Source organism: Marinimicrobium locisalis (assembly GCF_039822625.1).
GTDB classification, from domain to species: domain Bacteria; phylum Pseudomonadota; class Gammaproteobacteria; order Pseudomonadales; family Cellvibrionaceae; genus Marinimicrobium; species Marinimicrobium locisalis.
Genome location: NZ_JBDLLG010000010.1, coordinates 122,027 through 136,224, shown reverse-complemented (window position 1 = coordinate 136,224; position 14,198 = coordinate 122,027). Strand labels below are relative to the sequence as shown.

Below are 14,198 nucleotides of genomic sequence, written 5' to 3'. Positions count from 1 at the left end.
ATAACTAGCTTCAAGGGAGAGAGGGACTTTGATGCTAACTGTTATGGATTAGTCACAACTTTTATGGGAGGGGGTATGAGTACATACCACAGCCAGAGCGGTTACCGCCTGACCGAATGGCCGAAAATCGAAGAGAATGGCTGGAGCCCCGCGTGGGGCGGGGCTGGTCTTGTTACTCGCCGGCGTCCGGCAGATAAGCCCCGTCTTCGTCATGAACTTCGCGTCCTGTGACGGGCGGGTTGAAGGCACAGATCAGGCGCATGTCCTCTGTACCACCGTACAGCGTATGCTGGTCATGTTTATCAAGCGCGTACAGCGTCCCGTCGGTGATCTCGTGGGTTTCACCTGTGGCTTTATCCAGAATCTTGCCGTTGCCAGCAACGCAATAGACGGCTTCAAGGTGGTGCTTGTACCAGAGGTTAAGTTCGGCTCCGGCCGGAATAATGGTTTCATGGAAAGAAAATCCCATGCCGTCTTTTTAAGAAGCATCCGGCGGCTGGTCCAGCCTGGCCCACTCACCTCACGCTCTGATCGAATAATGTCTTGCACTCGAACGATTTTCATAAAATTACTCTAATGTTGAGAGACTGACTGGGTTGTACTTGAGCACAATCCAGTCGGGAGACCGGGCAATCACCCGGCCACCCATATCTGATGAACTGACTCTGCGTCTTTAAACGTAGAAGTCCAGGTCTTCCTGGGACTTAAGCAAATCCCGCATCGTGATGGGATCGTCCCCGAAGAAGAACACCAGCCCCCAGTGGGTACCGAAGGCATTCCGATCCGGTACGGTCTCTTCAGTCGGCGCAACCAGCTCGTGGGAATCAAAGTACGGATGGTCAACGCACTCTGAAGGCATTTCCAGCTTGCTGACCACGCGACGGCGGGGATAGACACCGAAGCAGCCGGCATAACCTTTCGCGCCCTCGACTTCCTTGGGGAAGAAGGCAGCCACTTCCTCTTTCGTGCTCTTCGGATCGAAAACCAGCATGGAAGCCTGGTAAGCGCTGAAGCCGTAGGCTCTTTCAATCAGTTCGAAAGCCTTGAAGCCCGGTGGGCGATAGGCGATCTCACCAAAGTACATCTCGCCGTCAGCGGTTACGAAGTACTCGGGATGAATCAGGCCGAACTTGATGTCAAAGGTCTTGATCAACAGTTCGATCTGCTTGGTAATCGCATTCCTCCAGCTCTCGAGCTCTTTTGTAGCCGGTACAAATACCGAATAACCCAGGGTTACGTACTCGGAGATGTTGAGGAACTGGATCTTGCCGTCGTGAATCCAGGCCTCAACCGCGAATTCCCAGCCGCTCAGGTGGCTTTCCATCAGCAGCGGATATTCCTCATCCGGAATGTTGTCAATTTCTTCCAGTGTACGGATCATCCGGTGGCCGAGACAGCCGGCCTTGTCGAAAGCCTTGACGTGAATCGGGTCATCCGGGTCACCGTCGAGTTTCAGCAGCGTCTGGTTCACACGCTTCATGAAACGGACGATATCGTCTTTCTCGTGGGCTTCCTCGAAGATGCCCACGCGAATGCCGCCAAGCTGAGCACGGCGCTTCATCAGGGCCTTGTCACGGAACAGGATCGACTGCCCGTACATGCGCGGGCTATCCATCAGCACAGAGTTGATCGCACCAGACCACTCAACGGTCTCTTCAAACAGCGGGATGGCAACATCCACGCCTTCTTCTTTCAGCCTTGTGGCGATCTCCATGGAGCGATCATTAAGGCGGATAAAATCCCATGCTATGAAAGGGATGTTGTTCGCTTTACAGAAATCCGTGGCCCACTCAGGCGCAACGACAATGTAGCGACGATCAAAGTTCTGTGCCGCCTTGATGGCGTTAACGCTCCAACCGAGCAGGGCAATATAGCCCTTGTTTGGATCTTTCGGCTTTTCGGTGCCCTTGACTGAGGGCATTTCTGGGTCGCGCCAGGCCAGGACTTCCTTTGATAATTCAGATTCAGGCATAACGGTCATTAGGTGCTCTCTTTTTTATTTGTACAAAAAACGCTAATGAAATTTGGTAAAAAATGTTCAGATCAGAGCCCTTGGGCCCCACGGCGTAACCAGTCATGTACAAAGGCAAGTTTACGATGGGCGGCTTCCGAGAGTACGAACGGATAGATGTCTGCCAGGCCCATGGAACGGTTTACGTGATTGATTCGTGTTGCCAGGGTGGCCGCGACATGAACCAGTGTCGCCGTATCCGGCTCTGAGTAGGGATCCCAGTTGTGGCTTGGCATTTCGGGCGAAGTCAGCCCTGTTGCCACGAAGCTATCCGTAATGTCGGTCAGATGCAGAAGATGTGCTGCTGTCTCCGCAAAATCCTCGTGGGGATGCGCAGAGGCGTATGACGTCAGGTAAAACAGCTCCCAGTCCTGGGAGGGACCCTGGTCGTAATGCTTCTTGAGGGCAGCCTGATAGTCGGCACGTTCATCCCCGAACATCTCACGGAAGGCGGCCAAAAAGTCCTCACGCAAGCTTAGCCGCCACCAGAGCATGTGGGCAATCTCGTGGCGCATGTGCCCGATCATCGTCCGGTAAGGCTCGTCCAGGGCTTCTCTGCGAGTCACCCTGACAACAGGGTCGGCCTCGGAAACACTGATGGTGACCACGCCGTCGCCATGACCCATGCCAGCAATCGTGTGGCCGTCAGCGAGCATATGGAAAACCGGTCTGGTCCCCGGATCTTCCGGCCTGAACCAGTGCCAGCGGCCCAGGTTATCGATTACCCAACGCTTTGCTGCTTCTGTTTCTGCCCAATTGGGAATGGCATTGGGAATTTCCAGGGCCGGTGCCAGTGCCGTCATGGCACAGGATCGGCAGAAAGCGCCTTCCTCAGGCGCGATCCAGTTGCAGCCAATAACCTCGCGATTCGCACAGAACGGAGGCATGGGCACGAAAGCCCGCGCTTGAGGGTCGTACGCAACCGGTGTGCCATCGGCGGTAGTAAGGTTATGAAACCAGAGGGTGCCGGAACCAACCGGATTTGTGAATGCCTTCATATCTAGAAATAGCTCCTTTCCTGCTGCGGCATGCAGCAAAATTCTTGTAGTTAAAGCGCATTTATATACCTGTCTGCACCGGAAAATCAACTATAATTATACTTATATTTTCAGCCCCCAAATGGAGCTTCAAAAATGAAGACAGAATTCCCCGGATTACCGCCATTGTCGATCCAGAAAGACCAACCGATTCCCGCTGCCTGGGACTTCAAGCCCGGATCAGGCGTGATCGTCCTTGTGCCTGATGCGGACCGGAAAGCGATCGATAATACGCCCTGGTCCGACGCTCTGGGAGAGCGTCTTTCAGCTCATCCGAAAACGGCCAACCCTGTGTTTCTATCCATGCCCGGAGGTGAAAGAGCGGCGGTTGTGTTCGTGGCGGATCAACTTCAGACATTCAAGGCGCTGACCCTGGCACGCAAAGTGATTGGGCCGCTGATAGCAGACCGGCTGGAAGAGATAAATGTTGTTTGCCTGCTTGATAATGAGGTGGCCACAGGTGCGATGTCTGAGGCCCTCCTGGCTGCGGCCCATGCAGCACTGTTCCAGTTGCCGAAAATTACGGGCAAAGCCTCCGAGCCACATAACCTCAAAGCCATGAGCTATTTCGGGGGCCTTGGTAACGCTGATTTTGGGTACGCTGAGGCAACGGCCGAGGGCAATAACCTGGCTCGTTGGTTAACCCATTTGCCGGGCAATTACCTCACACCGGGTATTTATCGGGATATCGCCGAATCGCTTGCTCGCCAGGAGGGCTGGAAAGCCGAGTTCTATGACCGGGATAAATTGGAAGAGCTGGGCGCCGGCGCCTTTCTTTCTGTTGTTGAGGCCAGCCCGGTCAGGGACGCAGGCATACTTCACATGGAGTACCGCCCGCCGGGGGCTGAGGGCAAACCGCTCGCCCTGGTCGGTAAAGGCATCTGCTTCGACACCGGTGGCAGCAACCTGAAAGTGGGCGGCAGTATGCTGGGTATGCATGGCGACATGCAGGGCAGTGCCGTGGCGCTGGGTGCCTTTCTGGCCATAACCCGTATGAAGTTTGATGAGCCGGTGGATTGCTGGCTGGCACTGGCGGAGAACCATATCGGTTCGCGCGCAGTGAAATGTAACGATGTCATTACCGCCCTGGACGGTACCACGATCGAGCTCATCAATACCGATGCCGAGGGCCGAATGGTGCTGTCGGATACCCTGGCGCTCGTATCCCGGGGAAAGCCACGCGCGATTATTGATTACGCAACCCTGACGGGTACGGTCGTCGCTGCTCTGGGGCAACGAATGGCAGGAGCAATAACCAATCGCCGTGACTGGGTCGAGCCTCTCATCCAGGCGGGTGAGCGTTGCGGTGAACGGGTCTGGCCGTTTCCCTACGAAGACGACTACGATGAAGATCTGGAGTCGAAAGTCGCCGATACCCTGCAATGCAGAACCAAAGGCCCCGGTGATCACATCTACGCCGCACGGCTGCTTGGTCGTTTCGTTGATAAAGACATCGGCTGGGTGCACGTAGACATGGCCTCTTCCGGCACTCATCCGGGCGGGCTGGCGCAGATACCGACTGACTTGCAGGGTTTTGGTGTACGCTTTGGCGTGGAATGGCTCAAAAAGGTGGCCAATCAGTAGTTGACCGTTACCAACCCATGGCGGCCATCGTCATCTTGTCCGGTGATGATATCGTAAAGGAGACACCTTCAGCCGTCGTGAGTGTACTGCTGAAAAAACAGCTGACTTCAGAGCAACTCGTCAGAGTGATCCGGGAACAGATTTAAGGAAACCAGTCACCCGCTTCAATGTCTTCCGGCAGCATGGGGCGGGCGCTCAGAAAGCCCTGATACTGATCGCAGCCGAGTTGCTTCAGAAAAGCCAGCTCTTCGTTTTTTTCAACACCCTCGGCTATCACGCCCATGTTCATGCTTTGGCCCAACTGCACCATAGCACGTAACAAGCGGGCATCCCCGGTTTGCGACCAGTGTTCAATAAAACCGCGATCAATTTTCAGCTTGTCGGCGTTAATGCGTTGCAGATAACTCAGCGAGCTGTAACCGGTGCCAAAGTCATCCAGTGCCACGCGAACACCCAGCGACCTGAGTGATTCCAGCACCTGGCTGGCGCTTTGCCAGTCCGCCAGCAGCAGACTCTCGGTGATTTCCAGCACGACTTTCTCCGGCTTCAGCTTAAGGGTGTGGATCAGCGAGGTAAGCTTGTCGATAAACTTGGGTGTCTGGATATCTTTCGCGGAGAGATTCAGCGACATAAACCAGTCCGGGTTGATCGTGTGCCAATGGGCGAGTTGAGGCACTACACAGCTGATTATCTGCTCCGTTAACCGGGAAATCAGTCCCCGCTCTTCCATCAGTGGAATAAACTCCCCCGGCCCCAGTAGGCCACCCTCCGGGTGTTGCCAACGGGCAAGCGCCTCGAACCCGACAATGTGCTCCCCTTCCACTGAGAATATTGGCTGGTAAACCGCAGCAAACTCTTGATTATCCAGGCCCTGCCTGATCGATTGCTCCAGGGTAAAGCGGTATGTCTGCTCTGCCTGGAGCTCTTCCTCAAAGTAGACCAGTTCAGCACCTTTGGCCGTTTTCGCTTTAAACAAAGCCATATCCGCCTGATCCAGCAGCTCGTCTGCCGTCATGTTGTCGCCCGCGGCGATCGCAACGCCCACATCTACCGATAGTGGGACAGAGCCTTGCTCAGAATTCATCTCCGTTTGACTGATTACCTGGGTCAACTCCCTCACGTACTGATCAAGCGCCTTTCGCGAGAAATGCTCCCTACTTAGAATTAGAAACTCATCGCCGTCGCGACTCAACATGCTGGCGTCGCCCAAGTGTTGCCCCAGCCTCCACGCAACACCTTGCAGAATTTCATCACCAAAATAGTGGCCATGGAGATTGTTGATAGAGTGAAACTCCCGAAGATCCATTTTTATCACGGCCAGAATTCTTTCAAGCGGCTGTTGCAAAAGGCCGTTAAGAGCACGTCGGACCTCCGACAGTTTTGGTAACGCCGTCAGTGCGTCTTGAGCCGTCTCTTCCCCGTGCGCCAACAAGGCGCGATCCATGCCTTGCAACTGGCGGCCTTTCACAACACGCGACTTGACCATCATCAACAGCCTCCAGGGCTCTATCGGTTTGTTGATGAATTCGTCATTTGCCAGGCGGGCACAGGCCAATTGCACATCCATATCAGCAACCGCCGACATAAATAACAGAGGTATGGTAGAGAACTCTTCGTGCTGGCGAATAATACGACCCAGTTCAATGCCATTGCAGACAGGCATCTTGACATCAATCAGCACCAGCTCGGGTTGAAACTGATCGAGAAGATTGAGGGCGTTTTGCGCAGTATCCGCCGTTTTGACTGAATAACCGGCATCACCGAGTATTCTGTCATACAAACTCAGCAAGTCCTGATCATCGTCGACAATCATGATCCGGTAGGGCTCGACAGGCGCCATATTCAGCTCTGCGCGCAGCAGGGCAGTCAATCTGGGAATATCCAATGGTTTGTGAAGAAAATGATTGCCGCCTGCTCTGACGGATGCCAAACGAAGGTCGAAAGAGTCATGTTCAGAGATGAAAATGACGGGAAGGGGGGCGCCATCGTTATGTTGCCAGTAAGCCACTTGCTTGGCACCCGCAAAGCGATCGCCGTAAAAGTCCATGTCGACGATCACAGCAAGCGGGTCATGGTCGGCAATCGCCTTTTCCAGTTGGGTGATATCCCGCTCGACCTGTGCACTATAGCCGTAAGAGTCGAGGGTTTCCGAGAGTTTGATCGCGAAATCTTCATCGTCATCCACAATCAGCACACGGATGTCATCTGCGGACACGCTTTTCGTTACTGCAGCATTCTGGGCGTCATCATGGACCACCTCGTTCGGTTCAGTTTTTGAGATCTGTCTCAATGCCCGCAACAATTCTCTGAGCGACTCAGATGCTGCCGATGCTCTTTCCTGTCGTGAGAGGTGGTCAGTTTGCTCCAGCGCCTGCTCAAGCTCTCTCGCCACCTGCGACAATTCCCTGAATCCATAGGCCTTGCCCGAACCGGCCAGACGATGAGCCATTGACTGGATGTCCGACAGCCTGCTTTGGTCATCAGCCGCGGCCGACCAGAGTGCCGTCAGTTGTTGTTCGTACTGAACCAGATGAGTGATGTACTGGGCTCGCAGGTTGCCCATTTTGCGAGAATTGGTTGGGCACATAAGCTTCCTTTTATGAGTTAAAAAAATCGAGTCGTTCCGAATTGACCTGAATAACAGGCCGGCAGGCTACTCGAATAGGCCGATACATTCTCGCGAGGTTGCTCGGATAAGCCAAACTTCAGGGTATCTGAGCTTTTGGGATGGACCTATTCGTCCCAATTTGCCTAAGAACCGGAATTTTTCCTGCTCCCAGTTGCCTAGCGGGCGCACTTCTCCGTACTCCCTCTTCTTATATAGGGCAATGTGGACCTGTCGTCAAGACTAATGCTATGCAATAACAAGCATTTACGATCATGAACGTCTACCTATAGCGAACCTATGGGGTCAAATCTTGATATACACTATAATAGTTATTCACCAACCTTCAGTCCTTGCCCAGCGCCTCGTTCAACCCGCGATATCGAGCTATAGTGCCGCCCGACATTAAAATAATGCCCCGTTAGTCAACATGATGGTATGGATCGTCCGGTGACTCATGGATCGCCGGTCGATGCATTGGCGATTCGATTCGCCTCGAAATCGGCCAATACTCGTCGCACAACGGGATGCAGTAATTGCATTTGGACATGTACCCGATGTACTTAAAGCAGGTTTTTACCGTGGTTGCATCTTGCTCGCAGGCATTACGGAAAACGTAAACGCGCATTATTATCATTACCATTACTAACAATAAAACAAATCAGTATCATTAGAAAATATGAACAGCTATCCCCTCAATCTGTTGACCCTGATCGCCGCACTCACCACCAGTTTTGCATTGCATGGCGCTGTGGTGGATTGGCCGCGCGCGGTACCTGTGGACGAGAGGGCGGCGGGCGATAGCGGACGCGAGACTCGCGTGGTGCTCACGGTTCGCGATGGAGTGGCGATGGTGGGCGCCGATGTCCGAGCCGAAACCTGAACCGAAACCTGAGCCGAAGCTCGAACCGAAACCCGAGCCGTCATCTGCCGCCACTGCGCCGCCCTCGGCCACCCCCGAGCCACCCGCTGGCGCAGCGCGGGCCGGCACCGGCGACAAGCAAGCGCGGTAGGCCGCCTTCATCCGCGTCCTGCTGCGTCACCTGGCCGAGCACAAGCGCTATCCATTCAAGGCCCGTCTGGCCGGTGAGGAGGGGGTGGTAAGCGTTAACTTCCACATCACCGCCGATGGACGGCTAGTGGGGCTGGCGCTGCGTAGTCGTTCCGACTTTCCGCGCCTCGACCGGGTCGCGCTGACAATGTTTGAGCAGGCCTTTCCGTTACCTCGCGACCTCATTGTGCTCGCTGCCGGGCAACCCCGTGAATTAACCCTTCCCGTCAATTTTTCATTGAAAAACAAGTAACCCCAACAGGAGATCACATGCATCAAGAACGACATGGTCAAAACCATCTCGCCACTAGTGTGCGAGCCAGGCCCAGCTCAATCGGAATCGTTCTGGTACTTGGCCTCTCGCTGACGCTTTCCGCCCACGCCGAAACCGCTACCGAATTGCCGGCGCTGGACGTGATTGGCGACGATGTCCGTGGCGGCGCGCCCGAGGCCGACCGTCACGAGCGTGCCTTCTCCAGCACCGGCCTGGGGCGCGAGGTCATCGAGCAGGTACCCGACCGCCGCCTCGGGGGCACCCTGCAGCGCCTGCCCGGCGTGACCATGGGCGGCGCACCCGGCGAGCGCAAGGACGTGCGCCTGCGCGCGATCGACAAGCGTTACACCCGCACCGAGTTCGGCGGCGTGCAACTCACCGATGGCGGTGAGAAGCGCGAGTTCCAGATCTGGCGTTTCCCCGCTTTCCTGGCCGGTGAAGTGGAGGTGGTACGCAACCCCACCGCGGAAGTAGAAGCCGACGGACTGGCCGGGCGCGTGCGTGTTGATTTTCGCGAGATCCCCAAGCAGCGCACCATCGATGCATCCGTCGCTACCGGCACCGCCACCGATCAAGACTTTGGCGATCAGCGCAGCGTCCAGCTCGGCTATGGCGAGCGTTTCGATGATTTCGGCATGCAGCTCGGCCTGTCCCGGGTCGCCGATCCGCTGGTGAAGGTGAAAGACAAACTCAAGGGCAACGAGCGCGAGACCGAGGACGAGTTCAAGGATGCGACCTTCACCGATGCCTTCGCCGATTTCGCCTGGTACGGCGACGGGCAGACGCTGCACCTGCGCCCACTGCTGCTCAATCTGGACGAGGAGAAGGACAAGGAAAAACGTAAGTTCAAGAACGGTTCACTGGACAAGATCGAGAAGGAGGTCGAGGACGAACTCAAGCGCACCAGGGCACTGATCGTCGATCACGACTGGCGCATGAACGGCGGAAAGCGACTGGAAAGTCAGTTTGCCTGGTCCGACACCGACGAGGACAAGCAGAAGCTGAAATCGGTCTTCAAGGCCGATGGCAGCTTCGACAAGACGGAGACGGAAACCGAGGACAAACAGGATGAGACCTTCGAGATCAAGAGCGCGTTGACCCTGCCGTTCTCCATCGGCATCGACCACGAACTGAAATTTGGCGGTGCGGCGCGCGTCCGCGATCGCTTCAAGGACAAGACCAAGCGGGAGAACAAGGGCGGCACGATCAAGGACAAGACCGAGGACAAGGATAACTACCAGCTGAACGAACAACGCTACCTGGCTGTATTCGTGCAGGACCGACTGCACGTTAATGATCGTTTCAGCCTGACACCCGGTCTGCGCTACGAGCGCGTCGAGCGGGAAACAGAGTCCGGCGACGGCACCCGGGGCGACGCCACCCTCTCAGATGTGCTGCCAAGCCTGCATGCCACCTACCTGCTGAACGAGGCGGTAACCTTGCGCGCATCGGCCTCGCGCGTGATCAATCGGCCGAAGTTCGACGAGCTCGCACCGTTCAGCGAAGAGAAGGACGGTGATCTGGTGCAGGGCAACCCGGAGCTGGAGCCGTCCCGCGCGTGGGCCTTCGACCTGGGTGGCGAGTACACTACCGGCCCCTTGTTCCTTGGTATCAATTTCTATCACCGCGAAGTGGAAGACCTGATCGAACAGGTGAACACTGGCGTCCAGATCGGCGGTCTGGACCAGTTCCGCTTCGAGAACGTCGGCGACGGCCACTTCCAGGGCGTAGAACTGGAACAGCGCGTCAAGCTGGGCAGCCTCGGTCTCCCCGGCGGCTTCGAGCTGCGCGCCAACCAGACCTTTGCCGATTCGCAGGTGTTCGACGAGTTCACCGGACGTACCCGCCAATTCAATGAATCGGCCAATGTTGTCACCAATCTCGGTCTTTACTACGACCATGCGCCGAGTGGCACCCGAATCTCGATCAACGGCCATTATGTGGGTGAGGAGCGCAAGACCGAGGGCAACAAGGATGAACGCATCGACCCTGAGTTTTCCCTGGACCAGTACGCCGAAACCGGCCTGACCCGCTCAATGAGCCTGTTTTTTGCCGGCGAGAATCTGACCAATACCGAGCGCTTCAAGGACAAGAACGGCGAGATCGAGACGGAGACCACCGGACGGGTGTTCCTGGTCGGCGTGAAGGGGAGCTTCTGATGGATGCTGGCATCAACCTGCTGCACTACTTCGACCAAAAAGACCCGGTACTGGCGGCAGTGTTCTGGCTGCTGGCCGGGCTGTCGCTGCTAACCTGGTTCCTGCTGTTCTGGAAGGGCGCGGGCCTGGCGCTGCTCGCCTCCACCGCCACCACTGCCCCCTTCATCGGTCTGTTCGGCACGGTATGGGGGGTCTATCGCACCCTCACCGCCATCTCGGCGCAGCAGTCGGCCTCGCTGGCGGTGGTCTCCGGCCCCATGGGCGAGGCGCTGGTGGCCACCGCCTTCGGCCTGTTCGTCGCCATCCCGGCGGTGCTCTTCTACAACCTGCTGGGGCGCATCAATAGCGTGCATCACCAGCTGCTGTTACAACTGGCCGAACGCCTGCAGCACAGCTGCCTCTACCACCCGGACAAGGCCGAGGCCGGGCAGACGGTACCGGATGTGCAACAGGAGGCAATCTGATGGCGCTCTCCACCCGCAGAGCCCACGACCTGGCTGCCCCCCGTTGGCCGAGATCAACACCACCTCGCTGGTGGACGTGATGCTGGTGCTGTTCGTGATCTTCCTGGTCACCGCGCCGCTGCTCACCCACAAGGTGCCGCTCGACCTGCCCAGGGAGCAGGGCGCCGCCGAGCAACCCGATCCTGAACGCCACACCCTGGCCATCGACGCCGCTGGACACTACTACTGGGACGACGCGCCACTGCCGGCCGCCGAGATCGAACCACGCCTGGCCCGGCTGGCCGGCCAGAACCCCGAGCGGCCGCTCGATCTGCGTATTGACGAGGCGACCGACTACCGCTACATCAGCGCGGTGCTGGCCGCCGCCCAACGCAACGGCCTGACCCGGCTTTCGTTCGTCGTTGAGGTACAGTAGATGTCAGTCCAGCTGCCGCCCCTGGTCGTCACTATCACGCTGTTGCCCCCCAGCAACTTGTTTGTGACCTTCGCCAGGTGGATGGGATCATTTCACGCACATCCAACATTTTTGGACCGCTGTTGACTCACCCGACACCCCTGGGATGCGGCCCGAATCCGGCTGTTGGTCGGAATTCCGTGCAGCAAGATCAGCGGCGGCCCGTCGCCTTCAACGAGATAGGCGATGCTGTGTCCTTCGATTTTCCGATACTTGTGAGGCCGTTGTGTGCCGACATGTTCGCTCCCTTGCGGTGAGACGTTGCGGGAGGGCACCTGCGAGCTGTCAGGATGCGGTCGACCCGCCCTTCAGTTTGGCAAAGCTGAACCCGAGCACTGCACCAAAGATGAGGTGCAGTATCAACGTCGCAACCGGCACCATCACGCCAGACGGCATCGCCAGCCCGAAGATGCCGCCACCTGCCATCGGCATGAGTGCAATCATCATCGCGAGCCAGCCGACAACGCCAACTCCGATGCCCCGAGCAACGGTTCCACCCATCGTGCCGCGTCCCGCAATCTATGAAAACACGACACTAGGGAGTGCTCGCCGCTGGAGACCGGAGTGCCGGCATCGGTAGTGGTGTGTTTGCGGCCTTTTTGCTCATAGCTATTCCTCTTCAACGGATTCCCGGCAGCGGTGCGGCGCATTGATATTCAGGATGAATCATTTTTCAAGTGTTTCCGGTGGTTTCCAATTCGGTTGTACAAAATTGACAGGCTGTATTATTCGTATAACCAAGTCAGCCGCGCACCATAGACAGTCGCATTCTGGTTTCGATTCTCAGGCAGGGCCCCGAAATTACTGTTACGAATGCGCTCCACATGGCCGCTGAGGAAGAGACCCTGGCGCAAGGTGTAACGAAGAAACAGTTCATATTGATCCGTGTCATCCAGCGCCGTTGACGGTTCCTGCGAGGAGAGGACAGCGCGGCCGATTCCCGCCCCGGCGGTGTATGGTCCATGCTCATAGCGGTAACCCACACTGGCAAAAGCAACAGCCTGGCTGACATCGGGATTGGCCACCCCTAAACGGATATTGGCGGAATGCCGGCCCTGTGTATAGCCCGCCAGCATATAAGCACCATAGTTATCCTGGCCATTGTCCGTCATATCCAGTGTCTGGTGGTCCGCAGTGTGTAGCCACGCCCCGGCACGGAGCAACCAGCGTTTGGCCTCCCAACTGGCTGAGGTAATCGCAAAAACACCCTCGTCGTCATCCACTGACAGTAACTGCGAGTAGGAGCGCTCCGGGTTGTCGGCCAGGCCATTGGAGCTGGCCAGAGCCGCACGCAGAACTACGTCATTAGCTAACCCCGTCTCATAGACGAGACCCAGGGTATAGTCCGGAAACTCGATAGTTGGGTTGCCCGTGAAAAACGCACCCAGGAACTGGGTGGTTTCATCGCTGGCGATGCGGCTTTGCTCGAAAAAGCCGGAAACATCGAGGTACCCCGCCGACAGTGTCTGATCGCCGTTAAAAGAATGCGTGTAGTACAGCTCGGAAAGCTGTATGCGACCGTCGCTGTCCTCGTCAAGCGCGGAGCCGACATCGGCATTGGCCTCGGGTAGAATCGCCGAAACACCGTTCGATCTCTGTGTGCTGCTTGCCTCGATGTGCGCCAGCCAGCTGCCGGAACCGTTTTGCCGTTGAACAACCAGATCGGCCGAGCTGGCGGTCTCGTCCTGAATATGTGATTCATTGGTTGTCTGGTGAGTGATCACGATGTTGCCCGCGGCGTTCCAGGGGGTGGTTTCGGCGAAGGATACACCGGCGGTACCCGCCAGCAGCGTTGCAAAAATATTTTTTTTCAGTTTTGTGAATTTTCTGTTTTGAGTCATTCTTGATTACTCTTTAGGTTAGCTAGAAATAAAATACGGTATTTCTTGAATTCAAGTCAATGAAGTCATACTACTTTTTTTGAAGGCCGATCGATCCCTAACGGTTAAAAAGTTTTCGCTATCAACTTCGTCTTAAGACGCCCCAGGTGCCGCCTTTGACGTGAATCAAAACAAAAAAAGTTAGCTCTTCCTGGCTTTATGGGCAATGAGGGAACACGAGTATTATGCAGTCGCAGCCGCCGTTATCAAATACCAGGGCCTAGGCCAGGCCAAGCTCCTTCTGCTTTTTCTTGGTCAGCCCCAGAGAGACAATGCGGTGAGACTCCTTCAAGTAGTACTGGAGCTCGTCATCCCGGCCGGGAGGTACGTCGTACTGCTGTATCCACTTCATGCCGCGGGAAGCCAGGTAGGGCGCTGGCCGATACCCAGGCTCTTCCTGCAGAATGCCATAGTGCAGATCCGACACTTTAAACGAAAATGCCGGTTTTCCGGCCTTCGACCAGCCACCAATGGCGAAGACTTTTCCGCCCACCTTCCACACGTGAGCACCGCCCCACTGGACGACATGGGACGTGGCGGGCAGGGCGCCACAAAACTGGTTGTATTCATCGTAGGTCATAATGATTGGATCGGAGTTTGGTTAAGAATAGCACCACCCGTAACCCCGTCTCCTTTAATATTTCTGGTACCTCAAAAAAAAGCCCCACCAGCTTTCGCT

13 protein-coding genes are annotated in these 14,198 nt (G+C 56.3%); 6 read left to right on the top strand and 7 right to left on the bottom strand.

Features of this window, described 5'->3' with window-relative positions:
• Nucleotides 1-172 precede the first annotated feature (172 nt).
• From AAE514_RS08155 to AAE514_RS08145, 3 genes are all read right to left on the bottom strand, one after another.
• Entirely contained in the window at nt 173-469 is a 297-nt protein-coding gene (locus AAE514_RS08155; RefSeq protein ID WP_347331040.1) for an ectoine synthase, read from the bottom strand.
• Nucleotides 470-673: 204 nt separating this feature from the next.
• Entirely contained in the window at nt 674-1,981 is a 1,308-nt protein-coding gene (locus AAE514_RS08150) for an ATP-grasp domain-containing protein (RefSeq protein WP_347331039.1), read from the bottom strand.
• Between the two features lie 62 nt (nt 1,982-2,043).
• Nucleotides 2,044-3,009 carry a zinc-binding metallopeptidase family protein gene (locus tag AAE514_RS08145; RefSeq protein ID WP_347331038.1) on the bottom strand — a complete coding sequence of 322 codons (966 nt, stop codon included), beginning with the start codon at nt 3,007-3,009 and terminating at the stop codon, nt 2,044-2,046.
• A gap of 135 nt (nt 3,010-3,144) precedes the next feature.
• Between AAE514_RS08145 and AAE514_RS08140 the strand changes: the two genes are divergently transcribed.
• Entirely contained in the window at nt 3,145-4,632 is a 1,488-nt protein-coding gene (locus AAE514_RS08140) for a M17 family metallopeptidase (protein WP_347331037.1), read from the top strand.
• Between the two features lie 142 nt (nt 4,633-4,774).
• Here the strand turns inward: AAE514_RS08140 and AAE514_RS08135 are convergent, their stop codons facing one another.
• Nucleotides 4,775-7,219 carry an EAL domain-containing protein gene (locus tag AAE514_RS08135; RefSeq protein ID WP_347331036.1) on the bottom strand — a complete coding sequence of 815 codons (2,445 nt, stop codon included), beginning with the start codon at nt 7,217-7,219 and terminating at the stop codon, nt 4,775-4,777.
• Between the two features lie 697 nt (nt 7,220-7,916).
• Between AAE514_RS08135 and AAE514_RS08130 the strand changes: the two genes are divergently transcribed.
• The 5 genes from AAE514_RS08130 to AAE514_RS08110 all read left to right on the top strand — a co-directional run bounded on the left by AAE514_RS08130 (nt 7,917) and on the right by AAE514_RS08110 (nt 11,600).
• Entirely contained in the window at nt 7,917-8,120 is a 204-nt protein-coding gene (locus tag AAE514_RS08130; protein ID WP_347331035.1) for a hypothetical protein, read from the top strand.
• A 139-nt stretch (nt 8,121-8,259) separates the two neighbouring features.
• Nucleotides 8,260-8,541 (top strand): energy transducer TonB, encoded by a 282-nt coding sequence (locus tag AAE514_RS08125; protein ID WP_347331057.1) that lies wholly within the window; start codon nt 8,260-8,262, stop codon nt 8,539-8,541.
• 17 nt (nt 8,542-8,558) lie between these two features.
• Nucleotides 8,559-10,721 carry a TonB-dependent receptor plug domain-containing protein gene (locus tag AAE514_RS08120; protein ID WP_347331034.1) on the top strand — a complete coding sequence of 721 codons (2,163 nt, stop codon included), beginning with the start codon at nt 8,559-8,561 and terminating at the stop codon, nt 10,719-10,721.
• Nucleotides 10,721-11,185: a MotA/TolQ/ExbB proton channel family protein gene (locus AAE514_RS08115; RefSeq protein WP_347331033.1), complete on the top strand. Its 465-nt coding sequence runs from the start codon at nt 10,721-10,723 to the stop codon at nt 11,183-11,185. Before AAE514_RS08120 ends, AAE514_RS08115 begins: the two co-directional genes overlap by 1 nt.
• Before the next feature lie 43 nt (nt 11,186-11,228).
• Nucleotides 11,229-11,600, top strand: a complete 372-nt coding sequence (locus AAE514_RS08110) for an ExbD/TolR family protein (RefSeq protein ID WP_347331032.1) — start codon at nt 11,229-11,231, stop codon at nt 11,598-11,600.
• Between the two features lie 324 nt (nt 11,601-11,924).
• On the opposite strand, the gene AAE514_RS08105 is transcribed toward AAE514_RS08110, so the two are convergent.
• The 3 genes from AAE514_RS08105 to AAE514_RS08095 form a co-directional block, all read right to left on the bottom strand.
• The gene (locus AAE514_RS08105) at nt 11,925-12,140 is read right to left on the bottom strand and encodes a DUF6789 family protein (RefSeq protein ID WP_347331031.1); all 216 of its coding nucleotides are present in this window, start codon (nt 12,138-12,140) and stop codon (nt 11,925-11,927) included.
• A gap of 224 nt (nt 12,141-12,364) precedes the next feature.
• Nucleotides 12,365-13,480, bottom strand: a complete 1,116-nt coding sequence (locus AAE514_RS08100) for a hypothetical protein (protein ID WP_347331030.1) — start codon at nt 13,478-13,480, stop codon at nt 12,365-12,367.
• Between the two features lie 259 nt (nt 13,481-13,739).
• Nucleotides 13,740-14,099, bottom strand: a complete 360-nt coding sequence (locus AAE514_RS08095; RefSeq protein WP_347331029.1) for an MmcQ/YjbR family DNA-binding protein — start codon at nt 14,097-14,099, stop codon at nt 13,740-13,742.
• Nucleotides 14,100-14,198: the final 99 nt, after the last annotated feature.

Bases quoted from the DNA above. Each gene is read 5' to 3' on its own strand.
- AAE514_RS08155 (WP_347331040.1), bottom strand. From the start codon at position 469: ATGGGATTTTCTTTCCATGAAACCATTATTCCGGCCGGAGCCGAACTT.
- AAE514_RS08140 (WP_347331037.1), top strand. From the start codon at position 3,145: ATGAAGACAGAATTCCCCGGATTACCGCCATTGTCGATCCAGAAAGAC.
- AAE514_RS08100 (WP_347331030.1), bottom strand. From the start codon at position 13,480: ATGACTCAAAACAGAAAATTCACAAAACTGAAAAAAAATATTTTTGCA.
- AAE514_RS08105 (WP_347331031.1), bottom strand. From the start codon at position 12,140: ATGGGTGGAACCGTTGCTCGGGGCATCGGAGTTGGCGTTGTCGGCTGG.
- AAE514_RS08130 (WP_347331035.1), top strand. From the start codon at position 7,917: ATGAACAGCTATCCCCTCAATCTGTTGACCCTGATCGCCGCACTCACC.
- AAE514_RS08120 (WP_347331034.1), top strand. From the start codon at position 8,559: ATGCATCAAGAACGACATGGTCAAAACCATCTCGCCACTAGTGTGCGA.
- AAE514_RS08095 (WP_347331029.1), bottom strand. From the start codon at position 14,099: ATGACCTACGATGAATACAACCAGTTTTGTGGCGCCCTGCCCGCCACG.
- AAE514_RS08115 (WP_347331033.1), top strand. From the start codon at position 10,721: ATGGATGCTGGCATCAACCTGCTGCACTACTTCGACCAAAAAGACCCG.
- AAE514_RS08150 (WP_347331039.1), bottom strand. From the start codon at position 1,981: ATGACCGTTATGCCTGAATCTGAATTATCAAAGGAAGTCCTGGCCTGG.
- AAE514_RS08135 (WP_347331036.1), bottom strand. From the start codon at position 7,219: ATGTGCCCAACCAATTCTCGCAAAATGGGCAACCTGCGAGCCCAGTAC.
- AAE514_RS08145 (WP_347331038.1), bottom strand. From the start codon at position 3,009: ATGAAGGCATTCACAAATCCGGTTGGTTCCGGCACCCTCTGGTTTCAT.